General features: G+C 59.9%; 24 protein-coding genes and 3 pseudogenes. 3 read left to right on the forward strand and 24 right to left on the reverse strand.

Going from position 1 to position 25429, the window contains the following annotated elements; genetic code table 11:
- Positions 1-172: 172 nt before the first annotated feature.
- Both AC27KI_RS06865 and AC27KI_RS06870 read left to right on the forward strand, forming a co-directional pair.
- Positions 173-907: pseudogene (locus tag AC27KI_RS06865) on the forward strand (transposase); the annotation flags it as partial.
- Positions 908-1204: 297 nt separating this feature from the next.
- Positions 1205-2221 (forward strand): sensor histidine kinase, encoded by a 1017-nt coding sequence (locus AC27KI_RS06870; protein ID WP_487113154.1) that lies wholly within the window; start codon positions 1205-1207, stop codon positions 2219-2221.
- A gap of 90 nt (positions 2222-2311) precedes the next feature.
- Here AC27KI_RS06870 and AC27KI_RS06875 read toward each other — a convergent pair.
- The 4 genes and pseudogenes from AC27KI_RS06875 to AC27KI_RS06890 form a co-directional block, all read right to left on the reverse strand.
- A pseudogene (locus tag AC27KI_RS06875) lies at positions 2312-2584 on the reverse strand (transposase domain-containing protein); the annotation flags it as partial.
- Positions 2578-2820, reverse strand: a complete 243-nt coding sequence (locus tag AC27KI_RS06880; protein ID WP_487113156.1) for a hypothetical protein — start codon at positions 2818-2820, stop codon at positions 2578-2580. The gene AC27KI_RS06880 and the pseudogene AC27KI_RS06875, both read right to left, overlap by 7 nt.
- A 58-nt stretch (positions 2821-2878) precedes the next feature.
- Positions 2879-3100 carry a hypothetical protein gene (locus AC27KI_RS06885; RefSeq protein WP_487113169.1) on the reverse strand — a complete coding sequence of 74 codons (222 nt, stop codon included), beginning with the start codon at positions 3098-3100 and terminating at the stop codon, positions 2879-2881.
- On the reverse strand, positions 3087-3401 hold the full coding sequence (locus AC27KI_RS06890) for an IS66 family transposase (RefSeq protein WP_487113158.1): 315 nt from the start codon (positions 3399-3401) through the stop codon (positions 3087-3089). The genes AC27KI_RS06885 and AC27KI_RS06890 overlap by 14 nt, the downstream gene beginning before the upstream one ends.
- Before the next feature lie 235 nt (positions 3402-3636).
- Here AC27KI_RS06890 and AC27KI_RS06895 point away from each other — a divergent pair.
- Positions 3637-4601 (forward strand): IS5 family transposase gene (locus AC27KI_RS06895; RefSeq protein WP_487089013.1). Its coding sequence is split into 2 segments (ribosomal slippage): positions 3637-3930 and positions 3933-4601, totalling 963 coding nucleotides; the frame shifts between segments, so codons are not numbered across the junction.
- A 178-nt stretch (positions 4602-4779) separates the two neighbouring features.
- Here AC27KI_RS06895 and AC27KI_RS06900 read toward each other — a convergent pair.
- The 20 genes and pseudogenes from AC27KI_RS06900 to AC27KI_RS06995 all read right to left on the reverse strand — a co-directional run.
- A complete protein-coding gene (locus AC27KI_RS06900; protein ID WP_284430222.1) occupies positions 4780-5304 on the reverse strand; it encodes a phosphoribosyltransferase in 525 nt (174 codons plus the stop codon).
- Positions 5305-5356: 52 nt separating this feature from the next.
- Positions 5357-6733, reverse strand: coding sequence for an adenylosuccinate synthase (locus tag AC27KI_RS06905; protein WP_487113160.1), 1377 nt, complete (start codon positions 6731-6733; stop codon positions 5357-5359).
- A gap of 29 nt (positions 6734-6762) precedes the next feature.
- On the reverse strand, positions 6763-7911 hold the full coding sequence (locus tag AC27KI_RS06910) for an ATP phosphoribosyltransferase regulatory subunit (RefSeq protein WP_487089011.1): 1149 nt from the start codon (positions 7909-7911) through the stop codon (positions 6763-6765).
- Positions 7912-8119: 208 nt separating this feature from the next.
- A pseudogene (hflC, locus tag AC27KI_RS06915) lies at positions 8120-9039 on the reverse strand (protease modulator HflC).
- Between the two features lie 9 nt (positions 9040-9048).
- Positions 9049-10410, reverse strand: a complete 1362-nt coding sequence (gene hflK / locus AC27KI_RS06920) for an FtsH protease activity modulator HflK (RefSeq protein ID WP_487089010.1) — start codon at positions 10408-10410, stop codon at positions 9049-9051.
- A gap of 52 nt (positions 10411-10462) precedes the next feature.
- Positions 10463-11641: a GTPase HflX gene (gene hflX, locus AC27KI_RS06925; RefSeq protein WP_487089009.1), complete on the reverse strand. Its 1179-nt coding sequence runs from the start codon at positions 11639-11641 to the stop codon at positions 10463-10465.
- Between the two features lie 55 nt (positions 11642-11696).
- Positions 11697-11951 carry an RNA chaperone Hfq gene (gene hfq / locus AC27KI_RS06930; protein WP_272568224.1) on the reverse strand — a complete coding sequence of 85 codons (255 nt, stop codon included), beginning with the start codon at positions 11949-11951 and terminating at the stop codon, positions 11697-11699.
- A 99-nt stretch (positions 11952-12050) separates the two neighbouring features.
- Positions 12051-13394 carry a ribosome biogenesis GTPase Der gene (der, locus tag AC27KI_RS06935; protein WP_487089008.1) on the reverse strand — a complete coding sequence of 448 codons (1344 nt, stop codon included), beginning with the start codon at positions 13392-13394 and terminating at the stop codon, positions 12051-12053.
- A gap of 13 nt (positions 13395-13407) precedes the next feature.
- The gene (gene bamB / locus AC27KI_RS06940; RefSeq protein ID WP_487113171.1) at positions 13408-14547 is read right to left on the reverse strand and encodes an outer membrane protein assembly factor BamB; all 1140 of its coding nucleotides are present in this window, start codon (positions 14545-14547) and stop codon (positions 13408-13410) included.
- A 26-nt stretch (positions 14548-14573) separates the two neighbouring features.
- Entirely contained in the window at positions 14574-15254 is a 681-nt protein-coding gene (locus AC27KI_RS06945; RefSeq protein WP_487113162.1) for a YfgM family protein, read from the reverse strand.
- A gap of 12 nt (positions 15255-15266) precedes the next feature.
- Positions 15267-16601: a histidine--tRNA ligase gene (gene hisS, locus AC27KI_RS06950; RefSeq protein ID WP_487113173.1), complete on the reverse strand. Its 1335-nt coding sequence runs from the start codon at positions 16599-16601 to the stop codon at positions 15267-15269.
- Positions 16602-16675: 74 nt separating this feature from the next.
- A complete protein-coding gene (gene ispG / locus AC27KI_RS06955; protein WP_284402501.1) occupies positions 16676-17920 on the reverse strand; it encodes a flavodoxin-dependent (E)-4-hydroxy-3-methylbut-2-enyl-diphosphate synthase in 1245 nt (414 codons plus the stop codon).
- A 32-nt stretch (positions 17921-17952) separates the two neighbouring features.
- A complete protein-coding gene (locus tag AC27KI_RS06960; RefSeq protein WP_487113164.1) occupies positions 17953-18843 on the reverse strand; it encodes a helix-turn-helix domain-containing protein in 891 nt (296 codons plus the stop codon).
- 28 nt (positions 18844-18871) lie between these two features.
- Entirely contained in the window at positions 18872-19705 is an 834-nt protein-coding gene (pilW, locus tag AC27KI_RS06965; protein WP_284430212.1) for a type IV pilus biogenesis/stability protein PilW, read from the reverse strand.
- Positions 19706-19857: 152 nt separating this feature from the next.
- The gene (rlmN, locus tag AC27KI_RS06970; protein WP_284430211.1) at positions 19858-20979 is read right to left on the reverse strand and encodes a dual-specificity RNA methyltransferase RlmN; all 1122 of its coding nucleotides are present in this window, start codon (positions 20977-20979) and stop codon (positions 19858-19860) included.
- An 87-nt stretch (positions 20980-21066) separates the two neighbouring features.
- Positions 21067-21492 carry a nucleoside-diphosphate kinase gene (ndk, locus tag AC27KI_RS06975; RefSeq protein WP_272568219.1) on the reverse strand — a complete coding sequence of 142 codons (426 nt, stop codon included), beginning with the start codon at positions 21490-21492 and terminating at the stop codon, positions 21067-21069.
- A 102-nt stretch (positions 21493-21594) separates the two neighbouring features.
- On the reverse strand, positions 21595-23049 hold the full coding sequence (locus AC27KI_RS06980) for a pseudouridine synthase (RefSeq protein WP_487089005.1): 1455 nt from the start codon (positions 23047-23049) through the stop codon (positions 21595-21597).
- Entirely contained in the window at positions 23046-23813 is a 768-nt protein-coding gene (scpB, locus tag AC27KI_RS06985; protein ID WP_317359790.1) for an SMC-Scp complex subunit ScpB, read from the reverse strand. Before scpB ends, AC27KI_RS06980 begins: the two co-directional genes overlap by 4 nt.
- A 150-nt stretch (positions 23814-23963) precedes the next feature.
- Positions 23964-24980, reverse strand: a complete 1017-nt coding sequence (locus tag AC27KI_RS06990) for an RluA family pseudouridine synthase (RefSeq protein WP_487089003.1) — start codon at positions 24978-24980, stop codon at positions 23964-23966.
- Positions 24977-25429 (reverse strand): peptidoglycan DD-metalloendopeptidase family protein (locus tag AC27KI_RS06995; RefSeq protein ID WP_487113167.1); only part of this gene is annotated, 453 nt, incomplete at its 5' end. The genes AC27KI_RS06990 and AC27KI_RS06995, both read right to left, overlap by 4 nt.

The raw sequence follows: 25429 nt of genomic DNA on the forward strand, positions 1-25429 counted from the left end.
ACTTTCCTCACCCCCGTAGGAAAAAGATGACAAAAAATTGTCATCAAGCCCCTCCCCTCACTCCGGCCTCCAACGCATCCACGAACAACGCTATTGGATCAATGCCAACTGCGCGTATCAGATTTCACCAGGCACCTCCGAGCCTGAAGCCTGAGGCCCAACAGGAGGTGCCATGAGTAGGCAGAGATATCCTGAAGAATTCAAGGATTGCGCGGTCAAGCAGATCACCATGCGCGGCCACAAGGTGCCAGCCCGGCTGGGCGTGAGTCCAGCACAGTCTTTATCAATGGCTCAAGACTCACCGCACGTCGATCAGTGATCGGCAGGCGCAGGCCTCGCAGACAGACAAACTGCGACGGCTAAAGGCGAGCTCAAGCGTTTCACCGAGGAGCGCGCGACATCCCAAAAAAGGCCGCAGCGTACTTTGCCAAGCAGTCCGGTGAGTACGCGTTCATACAGCGCCATGAACACAAGCACAGCGTTCGCAGGCTTCGCAAGGCATGGCCGCTCATCCCGGCGGCTATTACGTCTGGAAGACCAAGCCGACGAGTCTCGTGGCAAGGACGATCAACGTCTGTTGGGCCTTCTCAAGCCACTTGGCTGGCGAGTGGTGGCGTCTACGGCTAGCGCAAGCTGACCATGAACATGTGCGATCTGGGCGACACGTGCGGCAAGCACCGCGTGGCTCTTCTGCTCAAGCTCGAAGAACTGCTTTTCCAGATGGGCTACTGGCGACGGATTGGAGGTCGTGGTGACAAGCCTGCTGTGGTTGCGCCCAATCGCCTGCAGCGACGCTTCATCATCAGCGAGCCCAACCAGTCTTGGGTCACGGACACTACCTACATCCGCACCCAAGAAGACTGGCTGTACCTGAGCGTGGTGATCGATTTGTTATCTCGCCACGTCATCGGTATGCGTATGACAAAAGCACCTTGCATTTTTTTTAACATTCCCTGCATGCCGCTGGATCGGCAGGAACTGGGGACACTGACCTTGGCGCATACTGTGCCAAACCCAGGCGACGCGAGACGATTCCGCCATCACCTCGCTGCGACTGGCGCCATGCCGCAGCCCCACCAAGGCGATCAACATGCGCGGATTTCTACTGAACAATCGCGAAGAGCTCATTCAGCGATGCAAAGCCAAAGTTGCGCAGCGACCTTTACGAGGCGCTACCCTTGAGCAACTATCACACGGCATTCCGATGTTTCTTGATCAGCTGACTCGCACCATCGAGGCCGAGGATGACGGTGACATTGCAGGAGGAATGCGAATTTCAGGGGCGTCTGGGGGCGAAGGCTCGGCGCTCACTGAGATGGGCGTCTCGGCGACAGTTCATGGCGGCGAACTGCTTGCACTCGGCTACACCGTAGATCAAGTTGTCCATGACTATGGCGACCTGTGTCAGGCAATCACTGATCTCGCCGTCGAACGTGACGCCCCATTTTCGGTAGACCATTTCCGTACGCTGAACCGCTGCCTGGACAATGCCATCGCCGATGCAGTGACCGAATTTGCTGCCCAGCGCGACGTCGAAGTGGCAAGACGGCAGGTCGAGGATGAGAACGAACGGCTTGGCTTTTTCGCGCACGAGTTGCGCAACCACTTGCACGTCGCCAAGCTCGCGTTCGCAGCCCTGGAGTCAGGCAGGCTTCCGGTTGGCGGCTCGACTGGTGCGGTTCTCAGACGCAGCCTTAGCTCGATGGAAGGTTTGATCAACGATTCCTTGGCGGCTGTTCGCGACGCGGCTCTTGCACCCTTGCATCCGCGAATCTTCTCGCTCGCAATCTTTTTGGCCGATGCCGGTCGCGTTGCGCAGCTCTACGCGGCCGACACGGGGTGCGTGCTTCGCATCTCGGAAGTGGATGCCCAGTTCGCGATTGAAGGCAATCGCGAACTGCTAATGGCGGCACTCGGCAATTTGCTACAGAACGCCTTCAAGTTCACTCGTCCTGGTAGCGAGGTCACGCTGCGCGCGCAGACGTCCGCTGATTCGATCAACATCGATGTCGAAGATTGCTGTGGTGGGCTTCCCGAAGGAAGCGCTGACACGATGTTCAAGCCTTTCAAGCAAGGCTTCGACGACAAGCGGGGCCTCGGACTGGGACTTTCAATCGCAAAGCGCAGTGTCGAGGCAGATCGCGGGCGGTTGACAGTGCAAGACAGGCCGGGCAAGGGATGCGTATTCACGATCAGCTTGCCGCTGCGGGGGCTGGCGTAAGGGGAAAACCACGCTGCACCAAGTACCTTCCAGTTCATCGTACGCTCGCGTTTTGCGACACAGTGACGTGGACGCCAGGGATGAATTTGATCAGGGTTGCCCGCGGTATGGCAATAGATCTCTGATGCGGGTATTAAGTTGCTTCGGCAGTCGTTCCAACACGTTCTTGAGATAAGCGTAGGGCTCCAGCCCGTTAAGTCGTGCGGTGTGTGCAGCAGGCTCATGATGGCTGCAGCTCTCTGGCACGCGCGCAGGCTGCCAGCGAACAGCCAGTTCTTGCGTCCCAACGCGATTGGGCGGATCATGTTTTCGATGCGGTTGTTCGGCTGCCAGATCGCCGTTGTCAATGAAGCGCGTCAGCGCCGCCCAGCGTTCGAGGCTGTAGTCGACGGCCTTGGCTGTCGCGCTGCCATCGGGTGGGTTTCTTCTGGTTGGCCATCAACGATGGCATGCAGCAGATTGGCCGCCGGCCGGCTCTTGATCTGGCGGATGCGCAGCCTTTGCTGCCCGTCCATTTCCTTGACCTCACGCTCGACGTCGTAGAGGACGCAGAACAGCTTCAAGGCGCGCTCGGCCAGGATACTGGTGTGGCTGACCACAACTCATGCAATTTGCGACGTGCATGTGCCAGGCAACCCGTTTGGGTCACGCCTGCATTCAGGGATTGCTTTTAGCCCGAGTAGTCATCGCAGATGAGCGTGCCGCGCCAGCCGCCCACCCCGCCGTCACCGATGCCCAGGAAGCGACGGGCGTTGTGCGCCCGGTCCGGCTCGCGGTGAAGTCGAAGACGACCGCATTGATGTCATTCCAGACCATGGTGCAGTAACTCCAGATGTAAGCACGATGCGTCTCGCTAAGGCCCGGCTTAAGCATGACCACCAGTGTCTCGTCGGCATGCAATACATGGCCTGATGAGAAGGTCCTCGAGCATGGCCTGGATCATTTGGCGCCATTTGCACGCCGATGGTGCCCACCCACTCGGCCGAGTGGAACGGAAAACGGACACACCCGAGCGACCCATGATGGCCTCCAGGCGGAATAGTGGTTGGTGATCAATGTACTTGGACACGACCAGATTCGCCATCAGGCCGGCAGTTGCGATGCCTTTGCCAATGACAGCCGCCGGCACCGGCGCCTGGATGAGCGTCTGGCATTTGGCGCAAGCCCACTGGCCTAGCACATGCCGCTCGACCGCGAAGCTGCCCGATAGGTAGTCGAGTTTCTCCTAGATGTCTTCGCCGATGCGCTTGAACTGGCAGCCGCAGCCCGGGGTGCGGCAGGTGATGTTTTCAGTCTCGTGTTGAACATCGCGCCGTGGCAGGTATGGTGGCAGGATCTGACGCTTAGGGAAGGTCTGCATAAATCGCCCCGCGGCATCCTTGGCACCGGCGTGAAGCACTGAGACGATAAGTCACATGAAGCAGCACAGCCTGGGCTTGGGAATGACGGCGAAGCGAACGCGGCGGCGGGAATTCCTGGATGAGATGGAAAAGGTCGTACCGTGGGCCGAACTGGTGGCCCTGGTGTCGCCGTACCTACCCGAAGGCAAGCGGGGGCGTCCTCCGTTCTCGTGCGAGACCATGTTGCGTATCCATTTCATGCAGCAGTGGTTCGCGCTGAGCGACCCGGCGATGGAAGAAGCGCTGCACGACATGCCGGTATTCCGCGAGTTCGCGGGCCTGGAAGGCTGGGACGAGCGGCTGCCCGACGAGAGAGCACGATCCTTCGGTTCCGGCATGTGCTGGAGACGCACAAATTGGCTGCGCAAATCCTGCAGACCGTCAACGATCTGCTCAGCGCCAAGGGCGTGATGCTCAAGAGCGGCACGGTGGTGGATGCCACCTTGATCGCAGCACCCAGCTCGACCAAGAACAGCAGCGGAGAGCGCGACCCGGAGATGAAACAAAGCCGCAAGGGACCGCAGTGGTACTTCGGTATGAAGTGCCATATCGGAGTGGACGCCGACTCGGGCCTGGTGCATACCGTGCGCGGCACCAGTGGCGCGGTCAATGATGTGATCGAGGCCAACAGTCTGGTGCGCGCAAGCGACCGGGATGTCTATGCCGATGCCGGCTACCAAGGCGCGGGTCAACGCCCAGATGCCAGGCGCGACGTGAATTGGCACATCGCCATGCGGCCCGGCAAACGTCGCCTGCTCGACCCGGCCAAACCGATCGAGGCCCTGACCGGGAAACTGGAGCGCGTGAGGGCCAGCATTCGGGCGCGGGTGGAACACCCGTTCCGAGTGATCAAGCGCCAGTTCGGCCACATCAAGGTGCGCTACCGAGGGCTGGGCAAGAACACAGCACAGTTGCACACGCTGTTTGCGCTGGCCAATCTCTGGATGGTGCGGCGCAAACTGCTGGGAGCATCGGCATGAGTGCGCACGCAGTTCGCCAAACCGGCCATTCAGGCCGCCAGTTCGTGCCACAGGCACCGGAGTTGAGATAAATCAGGTTGGCCGCATCGCATTCCAACTGGCTCAGGGCATCAGCACGCTCGTGCGTGTTTTCTGCAGAGCTTCCCTAGAAAACTCTTTATATAAGTTGCAGCCAAAATCATAATCGCCATTTATCCATTAATTTCTCAGGACTCAAATTATCATATCCCTCAAAAGGCTGATGAATCCAAGGATTAGTAGGCAAAAATTCAACGGAATAATCCGAGGTAAAGCTTGAAATTGCCTTAGTCCAAATTACAGCACTCCGCAACTCCACAATGGGAGCATATTGAGTCTTCAGCAATTCTATAACCGCATTCAAAGTATGCCCAGAATCAGCCAAATCATCTACCAAAAGTACCTTACCTGCGATTTCGCCTTTTGGTGTAGTGATAAATCTCGCTATATCCAGGTGCCCTTGAATTGTCCCCGCTTCTGCGCGATATGAACTAGTGGACATGATTGCAAGCGGCTTGCTAAATATTCGACTCAAAATATCACCAGGACGCAACCCGCCACGAGCGAGACACAAAATCGTATCAAACTCCCAACCAGACTGGTGAATCTTAAGTGCCAATTTTTCAATTAAGCCATGATATTCATCATAACTCACATATAGATGCTTACCGTCTTCCGTTAACATTCAGTACTCCTGATTCACGCACCAACCTCACACAGTGACTAACTAGTAAATTTCAACTTACCAAGTATGGGTTATGCAATGTAATGGTGTGATCTCGATCAGGACTTGTGGAAATCATAGCAATTGGAACCCTAGTCACCTCCTCAATTCGCTCCAAATACCTTCTGGCATTAGCAGGTAGCTCTTCATATCTTGTCACCCCCACAGTCGATTCAGACCAGCCGGGAATCGACTCATAAATGGGAGTGCAGCGGGAAATCTCCTCTGCACCCATCGGTAAAATTTCGATGTGTGCTCCATCAAGCTCATACCCTGTGCAAAGCATGAGTTCCGACAACCCATCTAACACGTCCAGCTTCGTAATACAAAGCCCTGTCAGTCCATTGACTTGGGCACTTCGCTTCAAAAGTGCCGCATCGAACCAACCACAACGGCGACTGCGGCCTGTAGTGACGCCTTTTTCCGCGCCTACCGTGCTCATGTGATAACCCGGTGTACCAGGAACCTCCCAATCCAGCTCCGTAGGGAAAGGACCTCCTCCAACCCGCGTGCAATAGGCTTTGGTGATGCCCAAAACATAGTGAAGCAGGTTGGGCCCCACGCCAGATCCCGCAGCAGCATTGCCAGCGACACAATTGCTGGATGTCACATAGGGGTAAGTGCCATGGTCGACATCCAGCAAGGTTCCCTGTGCACCCTCAAAAAGCAAATTGGCTCCCGCTACATGGGCGGCATTCAATTCGCTAGATACATCTGCAATCATGGGACCAAGCAGTTTCGCATGTTGCATAGCCTCGTCGAAGACCGCATTGAATTGCACTTCTCCGTCAACCAAATAGGGTGCCAACGACTCGCCAAAAACAAAAGAGCCGGAGTTTAAAAAAGTCTTTAGAACATGGTTATGCAGTGCCAGCAACTCACGCAGCTTTTCAGAAAAACGGGCTGGATACTTCAGGTCTTGGACACGAAGTGCGCGTCGAGCAATTTTGTCTTCGTAAGCAGGACCAATGCCACGACCTGTTGTTCCTATTTTTTCGGTCCCTTGGTGCTCGCGCGCAGCCTCTCGGGCCACGTCGATGGCTACGTGAAAGGGTAAAATGAGTGGGCAGGCTTCGCTTACTCGAAGGCGCGATCGAACCTCAACCCCAGCTTTTTCCAAGCCTTTTATTTCTTCAAACAACTTCGCAACCGACAGTACGACACCATTGCCGATGTAGCATTTGACGCCCGGCCGCATGATGCCGCTTGGAATCAGGTGCAATGCCGTCTTGACGCCATTGATGACCAAAGTGTGGCCTGCATTGTGGCCGCCTTGAAAACGAACAACGCCTTGGGCGCTTTCAGTAAGCCAATCTACTAGCTTTCCCTTGCCTTCATCACCCCATTGGGTGCCTACAACGACTACGTTTCGACCTTTGGTTGCTTTCATTTCAAACCCGATTCAATATAGCTAATGCTTCAGATAACTTTTACGATCCAACGGTCAGCAACTTTGGCCAACTCTCGGTCGTAACGAAACTCGTCGAACTCGCTCTCATTACCAGGAAAAACGCACACAACGGTTTCACCGCGGCTTCGCAAATCGGCAACGGCCTCATTTACTCCGGGATCTTGTATCCACGGAGCCCTGATAGCAGTCTTCAACGCCCGTGGGGAGACGACTCCTACCAATTGTTTGATGTCCAAACTAAACCCGGCTGCCGGCCGGTTGCGGCCAAACACCGCTCCAACCTCATCGTACCGGCCACCACGAACCACAGCATCGCTTGCCCCCTTGGCATAGATGGTGAAGCGAGTTCCGCTGTAGTAGGCGTATCCCCTCAAGTCCGCCAAATCGAACGTGACGCTGGACCCTACAAGGTGAGCGGCCAAAGATCGTAAGTTGGACAATATTTCGTCTACGCCGGGAACGTGATGAAGTGCTTTTTGCGCCTCGTCCAAAACAGAAACGTCACCATATAACTTCAGTAGCGCATTCAGCCCATCACGCGATGCGGAAGGAAAGCTGCGCGTGAGACTTGCCAATTCGCTCGCATCCTTGGCAGCAAGTGCGGCATGGACTCTGCGTACCGTTAGCGCATCCAAAGAGAGGTCAGCGAGAAGGCGCCGCACGATGCGCACATCAGCCAAATCCACACTGGTATCACGAACTTCAGCCACACGCAGACAGTGCAACGCCAGCAAAACCGCCTCTTGATCAGCTTCTAGACCAGCGTGACCATAAATTTCAGCACCAAACTGCAGCGGCTCTCTCGTAGCATGGGGTCGATCGGGCCTCGTATGTAGCACAGGCCCGCAATAACAAAGCCGCGTGACACCTTTGCGGTTAAGCAAATGGGCATCAATGCGGGCAACCTGCTGTGTCATGTCCGCACGTACGCCCAAGGAGCGTCCCGACAGCTGATCCACCAATTTGAAGGTCTGAAGGTCGAGCGCCTCGCCCGTGCCCGTCAGCAATGATTCCAGGTGCTCCATCAAGGGAGGCATGACTAGCTCGTAGCCGTAGCCTTGAGCGGTGTCTATCAGCCCGCGACGTAGTTCTTCGATGTGGCGAGCCTCGGAGGGCAAGACATCGGCAATGTGATCCGGCAGGACCCAGGCAGACATGGAAAGTGGGAGGCTGTTAAAAAACGCGATTCTACCGGCATGACAGTCAGCAGTGACTGCCTCCACAGAGCGCCGCGAACTGACCAAGCGCTCAAATGCACGCGCCATCGAGGCAATGGATCGACGGAACACGTGCTGCACCAAGACAGCAGTGTCAGAATTCACAAGAAAGTAAGCGCGCCCAGCGAGAGCGCGCTATCCGTGTCTTCTACTTGCGTGTAGTGGGGGAAGGTGCAGCACCAGGACTGGCCACACCTCCACGGAAAGCTTTGAAAAATTCAGTGGAGGACGGGTCTACCACCATGACATCGCTCTTCTTATTGAAGCTTGACTTGTAGGCTTCCAGGCTACGATAGAACTGCGCGAATTGAGGGTCACGTCCAAACGCCTCTGCATAAACACGAGCGGCTTCTGCATCACCTTCGCCCTTCACCTTCTGCGCATCTCTATAGGCATTGGCGATGGCGACTTCGCGCTGACGGTCCGCATCAGCACGAATTTTTTCGCCTTCTGCAGCCCCTGTGGACCGCAGTTCATTGGCCACCCTCTTCCGCTCCGCCTCCATACGACGGTAGACGGATTCCGTAATGGCTTCAACATAGTCGACCCGAGTGATGCGCACATCGACGACGTCAACGCCCCAAGGCTTGGCACCTTGAACAACCTCCAGCACCTCGCGCTTCACGTCCGACATCAATGCATCGCGCTTAAGAGACAACAGTTCTTTGACTGTCCGCCTGTTGACCTCTTCTTGGAAGGCGTTGCGCACGACCCGATTCAACTGCAAAGCTCCAGAATTCTCATCAAGACCAACATTGCGAATGTAAGCAGATGGATCGGAGATCCTCCAGCGTACATACCAGTCAATTACAACCCGCTGCTTTTCTGCAGTGAGCATCGATTCGGTATCAGTGCTATCCAGTGTGAGCAACCGCTTGTCGATGTATCGCACATTTTGAAAAGGTGGAGGCATCTTGAAGTTCAGACCTGGCTCCGTAATAACCTCTTTGATCTGTCCAAGCTGGTAGACCACACCGAATTGGCGCTGGTCCACTACAAACAAGGTCGAACTCAAAAGAGCGAGCAAAAACCAAGACAGTGGAAACAAAAAAATCCGACTCTGTTCACAATGCGCTCCTATCGAGACTCGCGCTCACGCGTACGGCTGGAGTCCCGAGCACGGGGGTCAGCGGGGAATGTGGAAGCAGTTCCCGAAGGCGGAACAGCAGACGACGCCGCTGGCGGCAAGGAATCATTCGAGGCTGCAGCACCAGTCTGTGCGACACCCTGCATGATCTTGTCCAAGGGCAGGTATAGGAGATTCGACCCTTGACGGGACTCCACCAGCACTTTGGTGACGTTCGTGTAGATCTGCTGCATTGATTCAATGTACAGGCGGTCCCTTGTCACCTGAGGCGCCTTTTGATATTCGGCAAGCAGCGAACTAAACCGCTGCGCATCGCCTTGAGACTGAGCCACAATCCTCGACTTGTAAGCTGCAGCTTCTTCAGCCAACCGAGAGGCAGACCCGACCGCGCGGGGAATGACATCGTTGGCATACGCTTGCGCTTCGTTCTTGGACCGCTCTCTCTCCTGCCCCGCTTTCAGAACATCATCGAAAGCTGCCTGTACTTGCTCAGGAGGACGCACTCCCCCCTGCTGCAAATTGATGCCCACAACCTCTACACCAACCTTGTAGCGGTCCAAGATCGTCTGCATGAGGGTACGCACCCTTGGCGCAATTTGATCTCGCTCTTCAGCCAAGGCGGTGTCCATCCGCATCTTGCCGACGATCTCCCGCACCGCTGTTTCGGCTGCTTGCACCACGGCATCTGCTGGGTTACGGCTCTCAAACAACCAGGCCCTGGCATCGTTCAAACGATATTGCACAGCAAATTTGATTTCGACGATATTTTCGTCTTCAGTCAGCATTGCCGATTCACGTAAGCCAGTGCTTTTGATCACCACATCCCGACCGACATCAGCAGACCGAATCTGCGTCACGAAAACGAGTTCGTGACGCTGAATTGGATAAGGCAACCGCCAGTTGAAACCGGCATTCACCGTGCTCTTGTATTTCCCGAACTGCGTTATGACGGCCTGCTGACCTTCCTGCACAATGAAAAACCCGGTCCCAAGCCAGATCAGAACCGCAATTGCAGCAATCAAGCCGACGCCGAAACCCGCATTTTTCATATCTGGCTGGAAGCCCCCGCCGGAAGGACCGCGGCCTCCACCCTGCTTCCCACCAAACAGACCGCCCAGCTTGCGATTGAGGTCACGCCAGAGTTCATCCAGGTCAGGAGGCTGACCGGCCGTATTTTTGTCACGTCCTCGATTACCCGATGGAGGCGTAGATGGAGGACGCTCCGAATCGGAGTTTCCCGCGCCATCGTTCTTATCATCGCCACGACCCCACCGGGGGTCATTCAGATTCAACATTCCCCGGATGCGCTCAGGCAATATGGCCCAGCGCGGGGTACGGCTTTGAGGATTCATTCGCAAAATCTCTGTTTCTCTGAATACGTGAACAAAGCGGCATTGTGCCCAATCAGGCACTGTCTGGAGGCAATTCAGCATCGGCACCTAGGGTCATGGATGTCGGCTGGGCCTTGGGCACGCTGCCCGACAATCCGCGCCTCAAGGAAGGAAGCCCTTCTCCAGAGCCAGCACTCAGGAAGAACCGCTGAACGGGGGTACCTTGCATGTCGTAGATGTCATTCAGGACTTCCGGCCGTTGGTCGGGCGACAACATGTCCAGCTTGTTGAAGACCAGTATCTGGGGCACGTTCGCAGCGCCGATTTCAGAGAGCACCCGCTGGACTTCCGCAATTTGCTCTGGAAAGTTGGGATTCGATGCATCCACCACATGCAGCAAAAGATCTGCATCCACTGCCTCCTGGAGAGTGGCCTGGAACGCATCAATCAGTCCATGGGGAAGATCACGAATGAATCCCACGGTGTCCGACAAAGACACCGATCGCCCTGCCTCTGCAAGATAGAGTTGGCGAGTCGTCGTATCCAATGTGGCAAACAGCTGATCTGCGGCATACGCTCGCGCTTTTACCAGTGCATTGAACAGTGTGGATTTACCGGCATTCGTGTACCCCACCAACGATATGTTGAAGGTATCCCGGCGCTCGCGCTGGCGTCGCTGCGTGGAGCGCTGACGCTTGACCTTTTCGAGTCTTTCGCGCGTGCGCTTGATCGACTCACCGATCATTCTTCGATCAAGCTCGATCTGTGTTTCGCCGGGCCCACCCCGGGCTCCAATGCCCCCGCGCTGACGCTCCAGATGGGACCAGCGCCGGACAAGCCTAGTGCTCAGGTATTGGAGTTTTGCCAACTCTACCTGCAGCTTGCCCTCATGGCTTCTGGCACGCTGGGCAAAGATTTCCAAGATCAACAACGTTCGATCATTGACTGGAAGATCCAGATGCCGTTCGAGATTGCGTTGTTGCGCCGGACTCAAGGCCTGGTCGAACAGCACTTCCACCGCCTGGTGCATCTGCGCGAGCAGCCGGATCTCGTCCGCCTTGCCACTGCCTACAAACAAGGCGGCATCAGGGGCTTTGCGCTTGCAGGTGATTCGCGCCACTGGATTCAAGCCCGCCGTCTGAGCAAGCAGACCCAACTCTTCCAACTCACCGTCGAAATGGGGCAAACCAAAATCAACGCCAACCAGGATGACTGGCGTCTTCGGCGAGTCAGGCGTATCGTATGAACTCAAGACGATCCGCCCAAAGGCGTATCCGTTACATGCCCGTCGGGCATACCACCTTCGTTCAAGAGTTACCGGCCTCGGCGTCGGGCGCTTCGGCCGTCGAGAAATTGACAGCGCGACCTGGGACGATGGTGGAGATGGCGTGCTTGTAGACCATCTGGGTGACCGTGTTACGCAGCAGCACCACGTATTGGTCAAATGATTCGATCTGGCCCTGAAGCTTGATGCCGTTCACGAGGTAGATCGAGACGGGTACATGCTCGCGACGAAGCGCGTTCAGGAAGGGATCTTGAAGAAGTTGGCCTTTGTTGCTCACGATATTCTCCGTGTTCAGGAATATTGTTGTAAAGCGGCACCTTACCACAGCTGCAAGGGTATCGAAGGAAAACCGACGAAACCCCTCGCAAGCGCTGGGCTAGTGGTCACCCTTGTCAGTGAAGGGATTGTGCGACGTCTTCAACTCGATGCGAAGAGGGGTCCCGACCAGATCGAACTCTTTGCGGAAACGGCCTTCTAGGAAGCGCTTGTACGCTTCCGTGACATGCTCCAACGAATTGCCATGAACCACGATGACAGGCGGATTCATGCCGCCTTGGTGGGCGTATCGCAACTTTGGCCGGAACATGCCAGAACGCTTGGGTGCCTGGAACTGCACCGCCTCCAGCAACAACCGCGTCAATACGGGCGTGGACATCTTGCACATCGCCGCTTTCTGGGCCTGCACGATGGATGTCCACAAAGGGCCCAACCCCTGGCGCTTCTTTGCCGAAATGAAATGCAACGACGCAAACTTGAGGAACGACAACCGCGTCTCGATGGAGCGCTCCAGCAGCTGGCGACCGTAGTCGTCCATGGCATCCCATTTGTTGACCGCCAAAACCACCGCGCGGCCACTTTCAAGAATGTATCCAGCGATGTGCGCATCCTGGTCGGTGACCCCCTGTGTCGCATCGAGGACGAGAAGCACCACATTGGCAGACTCAATGGCTTGCAGTGTCTTCACCACCGAGAACTTCTCGATGGCTTCGAACACCTTGCCTTTTCGACGCAAGCCTGCGGTGTCGACCAGCTCAAAACGCTGGCCATTGCGCTCGAAAGGAACGGAAATGGCGTCCCGCGTGGTCCCTGGCATATCGAATGCCACCAAGCGCTCCTCGCCCAGCCACGTATTGATCAGGGTGGACTTACCGACATTCGGGCGACCAGCTACCGCAAGCTTGACCACGCTCTTGTCTTCAGCTTCCGCGTCTTCATCCGGATCCGGCAAGTGCAGAGGCTCCAGAGCCAACTCAACCAAGCTGCGAATACCCTGTCCGTGGGCTGCTGAAATGGGATAGACCTCGCCCAACCCCAACTCATAGAACTCGACGAGCTGCACCCCCTCGCGCATTCCCTCGGCCTTGTTGCCGACAAGGAGGCAGGGCTTGCCCAGGCGCCGCAGGTAGTTGGCGATGTCATGGTCCTGAGCAGAAAGCCCGGCGCGGGCATCGACAACAAAGATGACGACATCGGCCTCCGCAACGGCCTGCTGCGTCTGCTTGGCCATCTCGCGGTAGATGCCGCTGGCGGCATCGGGCTCGAAGCCTCCGGTGTCGATCACGATGTATTCGTGCTTGCCCTGCTTTCCGTTCCCGTAGTGCCGGTCACGCGTCAAGCCTGCAAAGTCGGCAACGATCGCATCTCTCGATTTCGTCAGCCGGTTGAAGAGTGTGGATTTCCCCACATTGGGGCGACCGACCAAAGCGATGACTGGTTTCATCCAGATCAACCCGTCAATCCGGGCGAAAGCCGTAAACGCCGCCATTGCGCGTTACGACCACCAGAGTGCCACCGGCCGACACCGGCGCTGCAGCGATGCCCGAACCATCCGTGGTCATCCGATTCAGCGGTGAACCATCTTCACGCGAAAGCAGGTGCACCAAACCCGTGTCATCTCCGACGACGACCGACCTGCCAAGCAACAGCGGTGCGGTCAAGCGGCGGTATTGAAGTCGGTCCGAAGACCAAGCGCGCGAGCCATCGGCACGCCGCCAGGCAACCACCACGCCATTGCTCTCCGTGCCGAAAATCGTGGTGTCATCGCCGTGAATGCCTTCCGTTCCGTTGGCCGGCTGTGTCCAGGCCACAGTCCCTCGCACCGTGTTCACACAGCCCACCGTGGACACAAAAGCACGGGCACAAACACTGTCGCCCTCGCGGCTGGTGCGGCCGACCAATTCAACCAGCCGCTCGACGTCATTGGTTCCTCTGGGGCTGGCCAGCGGCGCTTCCCAACGTACCGTGCCATTGTCGGGATTGAATCCGACCATCCGGCCCGCCAGTCCCGCGACCAGCGTGTCGCCCACCGCCGTCAATACACCCGACTGGCGCAACACCAAAGGCTCTCCCGGCCTGGGTTGATTCCACAAACGAAGCCCCGTAGCAGCATCAAACGCAGAAACGGACCGATCGGCCGCCAAGACAAAGATGCGATTGCCCGCAACCAACGGCGCTGTGTACGCTTGCGCGGACAGCGGCTTGCGCCAGATCTCGCGGCCATCGGACAAGGCAATCAACTGGTTATCAACGGAAACCACAGCGGCCCACTTGCCGTCGCTGCCCACACCAGCAGACAAAGGCGTGCCAAGGCTGGCTCGCCAGACATCACCGCCGGTGCGCGCATCGACGGCAGCGACCACGCCATCCGAAGAAGCCACCGTCACTGTGTTGCCATTGACATGCACATCCAGCGGCAGGCGACCGATGCCGCCCACTTTCGACGTCCACGCCTGACGCACGCCGATCACCGGCACGTTTGCACCCAACTCAGCCGGCTTCGGCTTTGAGGGACCGCTCCACAGGGAGCAGCCGGCCAGGAGAAAGCACGCCGTTGCCACGGCAGCGACCGCTGCGCGTGGCGTGCCCAAACGCATTGCACGGAAACCCATGTGACTGCGCATCATTTGGAGTCTCCTGCAGCCGCTGCCGAGGCCACGAGTTGTGGCTGCACACCCAGGGCATGGAGCTTCACCTCGACCAAGCGGCGGTACTCCATGCCTTCTTCCAGCGATTTGTAGGCACGCTGGTATTCAGCGATGGCTTCCGACTTCTTGTCCAGCAGCGCCAATGCGTCGCCCTTGCGGTCCGCAACCAAGGCATCGAACTCTGCAGGAAAACCTCCAGACAACTGCTTCAGCGCTTCGTCGTATGCCTTTTGGTCCATCAGTAGGCTGGCAAGTCGCAGTCTGGCCAGTGCTTTGTAGCCCGCATCCGAAGCATTGTCGGCAACCCAAGCCAGGGCCGCCTTGGCACCGTCTGGATTGCCGCTTTCCACCAAGCTTTTGGCCACCAGAAGACCGGCTTGCCCCGCCTTTGTCGTACCGCCATACCGCGATTTGAGGTCGCCGAAAGCCTGCTCCAAGCGCGCGGTGTCTTTTGCCTGCGCAGCCGTTTCCACGGCATCGGATAGCGCAGCGGCTTGTGCCGCCTGTCGGTTCTGCCAATACTGGTATCCGTTCCATGCCGCAAACGCGCCGAAAACCAACACCAGGATGCCACTGATCAGCGTGCCCCAGGTGTTCCAGAAATGCTTGAGTTGGTCAAGCTGCTCTTGTTCTTCAAGATCGAGGTGATTTGCCATGTAGGGTCTCTGTTAGCGGGGGGATTGTAGAGTGGGCGCCCAGTCGGGCAGCGCATCGAGCGCCCGCTCCACTTGGTCACCCCCGCCTTCCCGCAGTGGTTTGATCGTCACGGCCGATCGCGCAAGCTCGTCGGAACCAAAGATCAATGCATGCCTGCAGCCGCTGGCATCGGCCTTCTTGAACTGCGATTTCATGCTGCCCATGCCTTCGCTCCGAACCGCAGGGCTGTGCATCTGCACGCTCACACCCAAGGCCCGCAACTGCTGCAGCACGGCCATGACTGCGGGCAACGACTTCTCGTCCGGCACGATGGCATAGGTATCGGCCACCAGCATGGGTGGGGCCGCTTCTTGCTCTTTGACGAGTTCCAGCACACGCTCGACGCCAAGAGCCCATCCCACCGCAGGCGCGGGCTTGCCCCCAATTTGCTCGAAGAGATAGTCGTAGCGCCCCCCGCCGCAAATGGTGCCTTGGGAGCCGAGTTGCTCCGTCACGAACTCAAAGACCGTGAGGTTGTAGTAGTCCATGCCCCGGACCAGGCGCGGATTGACGGTCCAGGCCACGCCATTCGCATCGAGGATGGACTTGACGGTATCGAAGTGGCGCCTGGATTCTTCGCCAAGGTAGTCCAGGAGCTTGGGGGCCGCTTGCACCAAGCTCTGCATGGCTGGATTCTTCGTATCCAGGATGCGCAGGGGATTGCTGTGCAGGCGGCGGCGAGCATCCTCGTCCAAGAGCTCGGAATGGCCTTCCAGATAGGCGATGAGTGCAGCGCGGTGGGCTTTGCGCTCTTCAGGTTGCCCAAGGCTGTTGAGTTCCAGGCGAACGTCTTTCAGGCCCAGTTCCTTCCAGAGCGCATCCGCCAGCAGGATCAGCTCGGCGTCGACCTCAGCGCCATGGAAACCCATGGCTTCGGCACCGATCTGATGAAACTGCCGGTATCGGCCCCGCTGGGGACGCTCATGGCGGAACATCGGACCCATGTAGTACAGGCGTTTGCCGCCGTCGTACAGCATCGAATGCTCCGCTGCGGCACGAACAACGCCTGCCGTCGCCTCGGGACGCAGCGTCAGATGCTCGCCGTTCAAACGGTCCTCGAACGAATACATTTCCTTTTCGACGATATCGGTCACTTCGCCCAAGCCACGCACGAACAGCGCCGTCGGTTCGACGATGGGCGTTCGCACATTGCGATAGGCATATCGGGCCATGAGTGCCCGCACCTTGTCTTCCAGCCATTCCCAGCGCGCCGAGTCAGGGGGAAGAATATCGTTCATGCCTTTGACGGCCACCAATTTGCCGGTCTTTGGCAGAGGATTGCTTGTCTTGTTGCTCACGGAATGCATCAATGGGTTAAGTGACTGGCACGCCAGCAGCGGCCTGCGCATGCGCAGGCTCGGAAGGCGGCTTTCAATTCAGATCAAGAAGCAGCGACCGCCGTGCTGAAGCGGTCGGCGATGTAGCGTTCGACGAGTTGCTGGAACTCCTGCGCGATATTGTCGCCGCGCAGGGTCAAGGCCTTCTCTCCGTCGATGAAGACGGGCGCGGCCGGGGCCTCTCCGGTGCCTGGCAAGCTGATGCCGATGTCGGCGTGCTTGCTTTCACCCGGACCGTTCACGATGCAGCCCATCACTGCCACTTTGATCTTTTCGACCCCAGGGTATTTGAGTCGCCAGACCGGCATCTGCGACCGCAGAAAGTCATCGATCTGCTTGGCCAATTCCTGAAAGGTGGTGCTGGTCGTGCGCCCGCAACCAGGGCAAGCGGTCACGCTGGGCACGAACATGCGCAACCCCAGCGCCTGCAAAATTTCGGAAGCCACGACGACTTCCTGGGTGCGGGCCTCGCCAGGCTGCGGCGTGAGGGAGACGCGGATGGTGTCGCCGATGCCTTCCTGCAAAAGAATCGACAAGGCTGTGGTGGATGCCACGGTTCCCTTGGTGCCCATGCCCGCTTCGGTCAGGCCCAGGTGCAAAGCGTAGTCGCAGCGCTTTGCCAACTCACGGTAAACGGACACCAGATCCTGCACTCCGCTGACCTTGCACGAGAGGATGATCTGGTTGCCATCCAGACCCATTTCCTCGGCGCGCTTTGCCGATTCGATGGCCGAAGTGATCAGCGCTTCATACATGACCTGCCGCGCATCCCAAGGAGACGGCCGTCGATTGTTGGCATCCATGAGCTCGGCGAGCAATTCCTGGTCGAGACTGCCCCAGTTGACACCGATTCGCACGGCCTTGTCCCAGCGCATGGCCGCGTCGATCATCTGGCCGAACTGGCGGTCGCGCTTGTCGCCCTTGCCGACATTGCCAGGGTTGATGCGGTACTTGGACAGCGCCTGGGCGCAATCGGGGTATTCGGTCAGCAGCCGATGCCCGTTGTAATGGAAGTCGCCCACCAGCGGAACGGTTTCGCCCATGCGATCGAGCTGTTCACGGATATAGGGAACCGCCGCAGCCGCTTCGGGCGTGTTCACGGTGATCCGGACGAACTCGGAGCCGGCCTGCGCCAGTTCCTTGATCTGTATCGCAGTGCCAATTGCATCAACGGTGTCGGTATTGGTCATGGATTGCACGCGAACGGGTGCGTCTCCACCCACCGTGACAACACGCGAGCCCCATGTGATTCGGGCTTGCCGCGAGCGTCGCGGCTGGGGCGCCGCCATCGCGATCGGAAAAGTGGGGATCAAGAAATGATTCACGGTTTCACCTCAAATCGGGCAACGTTTTCGCGCGAAACGCCTTTGAGCTCCAAAGGCTTGCCGTGGACGACCACTTCGGTGACGTCGGCCTTGCCGATGACCACGGACCATGGCGGGGTTCCCGGAACCGTCACGCTCTCGCCGGCCGCCAGGACACGCTGAAGGACGGTGGCTCCCGCCGCACTGCGCACCTGAACCCACGATTCTCCGCGCGTGCGAATGACCAGGGCGGCATCCGGACTACCTGCCGGTGCAGATGCCGGGGCCTCAGGCGCGGCCACTGCAGCCGTCGCCGCGGGCGATACGCCCGATGGGCTTGCCATGGAAGATGGCAAAGAAGCCGACGGGGCTGGAGCCGAAAGTGCAGTCACTGGCTGAGCGGGACTGGCAGGATCAGCCCCTTTGGTCCCTTCGGCTTCCGGGGCCGTGCCTGTCACCGCAACTGTTTCATTTCCGGCCACGCCATCGGGCCGATGGGGCCACAGCAGAACGGCAGCAGCGCCCACCAGCAACACGATCACCGCGAAGATGGCGGTGCGTGAACCCGACCCGCTGGAAGACGACGCCAACTGGCCGCTGCCAGGCTTGAACGATGCGTTGATGCCTCGGTGCGCCGACAGTGCAGGCGGCTCATTGCGCGGCAGCAGCGCCAGCACGGGCGCAGGGTCCACCTTGAGCGTGCGACACATGCTGGAGGCCAGGGCACGCACAAAAACCACGTCCGGAAAAACCTCGAAATAACCCGCTTCCAAGGCTTCCAGCTTGTGCACCGGCACCTTGAGGGCCACGGCCAGCGCCGCGATGTGCACACCTGCGGATTCGCGGGCTTGACGCAGCATCAGGCCCGCAGCCACGCTGTCCTGGGTTGGCGAGACTTCACTGTTCAAAGGCTGTCCCTCGTGCCCCACCACCGGCTCATTCATTGAACGCCCCTCGGTCATATGCCATCAATTCTTTGGAGTCAGGAAAACGCTTGCGCAGTTGTTCGGCGAGCTGCCGCATCGCCACCGAATCACTCAACGCCCGCTCGATCTTGATGCCCAGCCAAAGCGATTCCGCATTGGCGAACTCGCTGTTGTTCAGGCGGCGAATGTAGAACTGCGCACGCTTGATCTCGCCGCGGCGAAACATGAGCGACGACAGGTTGTATCCAACCACAGGGTTGCCCGCATCCAGTTCATACGCCTTGAGCAATGTCTGCTCGGCTTCTGCGATCTGCCCGGCACGCTCCTGGCAAAGGCCTTGGGCCATGAGCGTTTTGCTGCGAGCGGTATAGGTCCGGCTGGCCAGGGCTCGCTCGAAATACTGCTGGCTTTCCGCGTACTTCTGCTGCTGGCACAAAAGCCAGCCATAGTTGTGCAGCAGGTTGGGCTCGGACGGGTGAAAGCCGAGTGCACGGCGAAAGCTCTCTTCCGCCAGCGGCAGATCCCCCAGGCGCAGATAAATCAGCCCGCGCAGGTTGTAGGCATCGCCGTACGACGGGTCGGTGGTCAGAGATTGGCGCACTTCGTCCAGCGCCACCGTGGTCTGGCCCATCTCGAGATAATTGGCAGCCAGTTCCAACCGGAGCCTGGCGCGGCGGCGGGTTTCCGTCTCTTCCGATGGCGTGACGTACTCCGCACTGCCAGACGAGGCATTCGAGCCGCCAGGCGCTGCGCACCCACTCAAGCCCGCCAACCCGACCGCGGCAAGGCACAAGGCCATCGCCCATCGGGCATGCCGCTCAACAACCGCGACCGATCTCGTCATGTAGATCCTTCCTGCTTAAGGGCAATGCGTGCCATGCGCCAGCTTCCGGAAAAGGTGATTTGAAAATCCCAATGGCGGCATCGATTCACCCCTTTGCCCGTCAAGGCGTTCTCCGAGATGGCGGGCCCATGGGGGTCACGCCGCACCGAAAATCACATCACAGGCTTGAGCACGATGGTGCGCTGCTTGGCCATGCGCTCGGCGGCCCGGGTGCGGTCTTTCACATCTCCCGCCAGTTGGCCGCACGCGGCGTCGATATCGTCGCCACGCGTTTTGCGCACGGTCGTAACGATACCCGCATCACTCAACAACTTTGCGAAAACCGCAACTTGCTGCGGGGTCGATCGATGCAGGCCGGAAGCGGGAAAGGGATTGAATGGAATCAGGTTGAACTTGCAGCGAACACCCTGCCCATGGCGGGGTCGCACCAGATCGATGAGTTGCCGGGCATGTTCTGCCTGGTCGTTCACGCCATCGAGCATGCAATATTCGAAGGTGATGAAATCGCGCGGCGCATGCGCCAGATAGCGCTGACAGGCATCCAGAAGCTCCTGCAATGGGTACTTGCGATTGAGCGGTACCAGGTTGTCACGCAGCGGATCGTTGGGCGCGTGCAGCGAAACGGCGAGTGCGACGGGGCAGTCCTGGGAAAGCCGATCCATCATGGGAACGACGCCCGAGGTCGACACCGTCACGCGGCGCCGGGACAGGCCGTAGCCGTGATCGTCCAGCATGGCACGCAACGCGGGCACAAGCGCGGTGTAATTCTGCAGCGGCTCACCCATGCCCATCATCACGACGTTGGAGATGATGCGTTCTTCGCTGCCCAGCCTTCGGCGCAGCGCATGCTCCGCGAACCACAACTGGGCAATGATCTCGCCTGTGGTCAGGTTGCGGCTGAAACCTTGGTGTCCGGTAGAGCAGAAACGGCATCCCACGGCGCATCCGGCCTGGGAAGAAATGCACAGGGTGCCCCGGTCATCCTCTGGAATGAACACGGTTTCGACCGCATTGCCGTCACCCACGTCGAACAGCCACTTGACCGTACCGTCCGTCGAGACATGCTCGCTCACCACCGGCAATGCCTGCACATGGGCGCAGGATTTCAGTTTTTCCCGCAGCGACTTCGCCAGATCGCTCATCTGGTCGAAATCGTGCGCGCCCCGCTGGTGAATCCAGCGGAACAATTGGGTTGCCCGAAAACGCTTCTCCCCCAGCTGCTCGCAAAACGCAGCCAGACCGTCGAGGTCGAAGTCAAGGAGATTGGTGGTCATCGGAGCGAAGGCTGTTCACGTCGATCACCGCCCCCTGCGCTGGGCGCGCGGCCTGGGCAGCGCTCCGGCGCAAGGGTGGATCGCATATCAGCGCGAGTAGATGTTGAGGCCAGGGAAGAAGAAAGCCACTTCTGCCTGAGCGGTTTCCACGGCGTCGGAACCGTGCACGGCGTTGGCATCGATGCTGTCTGCGAAGTCAGCGCGGATCGTGCCGGCTTCTGCCTTCTTGGGGTCGGTGGCGCCCATGAGTTCGCGGTTCTTCAGGATGGCGTTCTCGCCTTCCAGGGCCTGGATCATCACCGGACCGGAGATCATGAAGTCCACCAGGTCCTTGAAGAAAGGACGCTCCTTGTGCACGCCGTAGAACTGTTCGGCTTCCAGGCGCGACAGGTGGGCCATGCGTGCTGCGACCACCTTCAGGCCAGCGGCTTCGAAGCGGGCGTAAATTTGGCCGATGACGTTCTTGGCCACTGCGTCGGGCTTGATGATGGAGAGGGTGCGTTCGATAGCCATGTTGATTTTCCTGGAGAGTGGTTGATCTATTTGAATTTTTTCGCCCTGCGGACAAAGCCCTCGATTCTAACTGGGCGGATTAATTCCCCAAGGCGCGAAGGCTCAGCGACCGCCGCGGCGCGGCGGGCCGTTGCGTTTCTGGTCCTGCCGGTAGCGCGACAAGCTGTCCGTGCCGATGTAGCCCACCGACGTCTTCATCGGATCCGGCTGGCTGCCAGCGCCGCCACCGCCGCCCTGGCGCCCACCGGGTGCGCCGTCCTTGCCGCGCCCTGCGCCAGATCCATAGCCCGGCTTGCGCGCAGAAGATGGCGCGGCCGCATCGCGCGGCGCGCCATTGTTGCGACCACGGGGCCCGCCACGGCGCAAGCCGCTCTTGCGGTCCGCAGGTCCGGCAGGTGCCTCGACCGTCTCTCTGGGGGCCTTGTTGCCACCACCCACGGCCTGCATGAGCGCGCGGATATCGCGCTCGTCCAGTTCCAGCCACGCGCCGCGCTTGAGCCCGCGGGGCAGCATCATCGCGCCGTAGCGGATGCGGATGAGCCGGCTGACCGCATGGCCCACGGCCTCCAGCATGCGCCGGACCTCACGGTTGCGGCCTTCGGAGATGGTCACGCGATACCAGCAGTTGGAGCCTTCGCCGCCGCCATCCTCGATGGAGCCGAACGAAGCCATGCCGTCGTCGAGCTGCACGCCGTCAAGCAACCGCTGCTTTTCTTCGTTGCTGAGTGCGCCCAGCACCCGCACGGCATATTCACGCTCCAGGCCAAAGCGGGGGTGCATCAACTGGTTGGCCAACTCGCCCGAACTGGTGAACAGCAGCAAGCCCTCGGTGTTCAGGTCCAGCCGCCCCACGGACTGCCACTTTCCGTGGGCGAGCCGCGGCAGCTTGCGAAACACGGTGGGCCGGTTCTGGGGATCGTCGTGCGTCACCACTTCGCCCGCTGGCTTGTGGTACGCGATGACCCGGGCCGGAGGGGGATCGATGCGGTAGCGAATGGGCCGGCCATTCACCTTCACCTGATCGCCGAACTGCACGCGTTGGCCGATGTGCGCCGGCTCGTTGTTGACCGAAATCCGGCCTTCCAGGATCAATTGCTCCATTTCCAGGCGCGAGCCCAGCCCCGCCTGGGCCAGCACCTTGTGCAGCTTGGGCGTTTCCACCTGCGGCAGCAGGACGCGACGCGCTGGCACTGCGTCGGCGGCCGTCTCGTCTTCATCCAGGCGGCCGGACACCACGTCGGCGAACTGATAGCCCGGTGTGGTACGCGCCCCCGCGGCCGGGCGAGGCCCCGAAGAACGTTCCGATCTGGGTGAAGCGGGCTCAGTCCGCACTGGCGCAGGGGCAGCCTCCACCGCCGTCCCGGCCGGTACAGCGACAGCCTCGGCATCCTGCGCTGACTCGGCAGAAGCCTCCACCGGCTGGCCTGCTGCCGCGTCGGACGCCTTCGGCGCCTTCTTGCGGGGCGGCTTGCGGGCCGCGGGCTTCTTCACGCTGGCGTCTGCCTCAGCGGGCAACGCGGGCTGGTCGTCGGCAGGTTCTGAAATGGGATCGTTCATGGGAGACTCTCTGGTGTGCCGTTATCGGCGTCTTTTGGCTTCTCGTGCGAGGGGGCCAGCACGTCTTCTTCGTCGGATGGGCGCGGCGTGTCTTCTGTGGATGGGCCGGTGACCGGCTCCGTTTCGGAGCCCTGCGGCACCGAAGGCACCGCCTCTGCCACAGGGGGGTGATCCCCCGGCGCCGGCTCGGCAGGTGCGTCGAGCGGCAAGGTGCCGCCAGAACCCAGCGCTTCGAGCACGCTGGCCTGCACGGCCGGATTTTCCATCACGGGCAACTGGTCGAGCGACTGCAGCCCGAGGTCGTCCAGAAACTGCCGCGTGGTGGCGAACAGGGCGGGCCGGCCCACGGTTTCGCGGTGCCCAATGACCTCCACCCAGCCCCGGTCTTCCAGCTGCTTGATGATCAGGCTGTTCACGGTCACGCCGCGGATGTCCTCGATGTCGCCGCGCGTCACCGGCTGCCGGTAGGCAATGATGGCCAGCGTTTCCAGGGTGGCCCGGGTGTAGCGCGGCGGCTTTTCCGGATGCAGCCGGTCCAGGTACTCGCGCATTTCAGGGCGGCTCTGGAAACGCCAGCCCGTCGCGACCTGCACGAGCTCCACGCCCCGCAATGCCCAGTCCTGCTGGAGTTCCAGCAGGATGGTTTTCAGGGTATCGGTTCCGAGAGCGTCGTTGAATAGCGTGCGCAACTCGCGCAGGGTCGCCGGTTGCGGAGCGCAGATCAGCGCGGTTTCAAGGACCCGTTTGGCGTCCACCGTATTCATGGTTCAGCAATTGCGGGGAAAGAGACGCCACGTGTCGAAAAGGGCGCCATGCCTGTCAAAGGGTTCGTTCAGCGGGACCGCACGCAAAGACCTTGGTGCTGTTCCCAGCCCTGCAGTGTGTCCATGCGGGCGAGTCGGCTGGTACAGCCGCTAGGCGCGATTGTAGCGCAGGCCCCAAAAATTCAAGGCGTTTTCCATGTCCTGCGGCAGAGGCGCATGGAACTCCATCGGCTCACCGGTCATTGGATGGGCGAAAGCCAGCCGGTACGCGTGCAGCGCCTGGCGCGCGAGCCCCCCCGCCGCTTCTCCACCATACAAGGCATCGCCCACCAGAGGATGGCGAAGCGAGGCCATGTGCACCCGGATCTGGTGCGTGCGCCCGGTGTGCAGCGTGCAGCGCACAAAGCAGACCGGATCGACGCTGTCGAGCAGAGCGATGTCCGTGCGCGCGGGCTTGCCCGACTGCGTGGCCAGGTCCACCACGGCCATGCGCAGGCGATTGCGCGGGTCGCGGCCGATGCTTCCCTCGACCACGCGCTGCTCCGGACCGCTCCAGGGACGGTGGCCGATGGCGAGGTACTGCCGGCTCACTTCGCGGGCGGCGATCATGCGCACCAGCGCATCCATGACGCTCCGCTCGCGCGCCACGACCATCAACCCGCTCGTGTCCTTGTCGAGCCGGTGGACGATGCCCGCCCGGGGCACCAGCAGCGCCTTGGGATCGCGGGCCAGCAGGCCGTTGAGCAAGGTCCCGCTCCAGTTGCCGGGCGCGGGGTGAACGACGAGCCCCGCAGGCTTGTGGATGACCAGCAAGTGCGCATCCTCGAACACCACGTCGATGGGGATGGACTCCGGACGGAAGGCCTGGCTCTGCTGGGTGGGCCGCAGTTCCACCGCGACCACATCGCCCGCCTTGACGCGGGCCGCAGGCTTGGCCGCGGCCTGCCCGTTGAGCAGAACGCCCCCCTGGGCCAGCAATTGCTGCAGATAGCTGCGCGAAAACTCGGGCACCTGATCGGCGAGCGCCCGGTCCAGGCGCTCACCGTGCTGCGCCTCGCCAATGGCGAACTGGCGAATCTCCTGCGAGGCTTCGCCGCCCTCCTCCAGGTCTTCGGTGCCGGCCTCTCCCTCGGGGAGCAGGCCGGGGCCGGACGGCAGCGTGTTCAACGCGCCGGCAGGTAGCGGGACGGATCGACCGGCTTGCCCTGGCGGCGGATCTCGAAGTGCAGCTTCACCCGGTCGGTGTCGGAGCTGCCCATTTCGGCGATCTTCTGGCCGCGGCGCACCGTCTGGTCTTCCTTCACCAGCAGGGTCTGGTTGTGGGCGTAGGCCGTCAGGTAGGTGTTGTTGTGCTTGAGGATCACGAGGTTGCCGTAGCCACGCAGGCCGGCGCCGGCATAGACGACCCGTCCATCCGCGGAGGCGAGCACGGGGTCGCCCGCCTTGCCGCCGATGTCATAACCCTTGTTGCGGGCCTCGTCGAAACCCGCCACGAGCGAACCCGACGATGGCCAGATGAACGCCATGTCGTCTTCGCCGCCGGTTGCCGCAGGCGCGGGGCTGGGCGCAGGAGCGGGGGCGGCGGCCACGGCGGGGGGCCGATGCGCCGGGCTTGG

Source organism: Acidovorax sp. KPB24-03 (genome assembly GCF_057546605.1).

Coding starts and splice junctions, on each gene's coding strand:
- AC27KI_RS06870 (WP_487113154.1), top strand. CDS start 1,205: ATGTTTCTTGATCAGCTGACTCGCACCATCGAGGCCGAGGATGACGGT.
- AC27KI_RS06900 (WP_284430222.1), bottom strand. CDS start 5,304: ATGTTAACGGAAGACGGTAAGCATCTATATGTGAGTTATGATGAATAT.
- AC27KI_RS06905 (WP_487113160.1), bottom strand. CDS start 6,733: ATGAAAGCAACCAAAGGTCGAAACGTAGTCGTTGTAGGCACCCAATGG.
- AC27KI_RS06910 (WP_487089011.1), bottom strand. CDS start 7,911: ATGTCTGCCTGGGTCCTGCCGGATCACATTGCCGATGTCTTGCCCTCC.
- hflK (WP_487089010.1), bottom strand. CDS start 10,410: ATGAATCCTCAAAGCCGTACCCCGCGCTGGGCCATATTGCCTGAGCGC.
- der (WP_487089008.1), bottom strand. CDS start 13,394: ATGAAACCAGTCATCGCTTTGGTCGGTCGCCCCAATGTGGGGAAATCC.
- bamB (WP_487113171.1), bottom strand. CDS start 14,547: ATGCGTTTGGGCACGCCACGCGCAGCGGTCGCTGCCGTGGCAACGGCG.
- AC27KI_RS06945 (WP_487113162.1), bottom strand. CDS start 15,254: ATGGCAAATCACCTCGATCTTGAAGAACAAGAGCAGCTTGACCAACTC.
- hisS (WP_487113173.1), bottom strand. CDS start 16,601: ATGCATTCCGTGAGCAACAAGACAAGCAATCCTCTGCCAAAGACCGGC.
- ispG (WP_284402501.1), bottom strand. CDS start 17,920: ATGGCGGCGCCCCAGCCGCGACGCTCGCGGCAAGCCCGAATCACATGG.
- pilW (WP_284430212.1), bottom strand. CDS start 19,705: ATGACGAGATCGGTCGCGGTTGTTGAGCGGCATGCCCGATGGGCGATG.
- rlmN (WP_284430211.1), bottom strand. CDS start 20,979: ATGACCACCAATCTCCTTGACTTCGACCTCGACGGTCTGGCTGCGTTT.
- ndk (WP_272568219.1), bottom strand. CDS start 21,492: ATGGCTATCGAACGCACCCTCTCCATCATCAAGCCCGACGCAGTGGCC.
- AC27KI_RS06980 (WP_487089005.1), bottom strand. CDS start 23,049: ATGAACGATCCCATTTCAGAACCTGCCGACGACCAGCCCGCGTTGCCC.
- scpB (WP_317359790.1), bottom strand. CDS start 23,813: ATGAATACGGTGGACGCCAAACGGGTCCTTGAAACCGCGCTGATCTGC.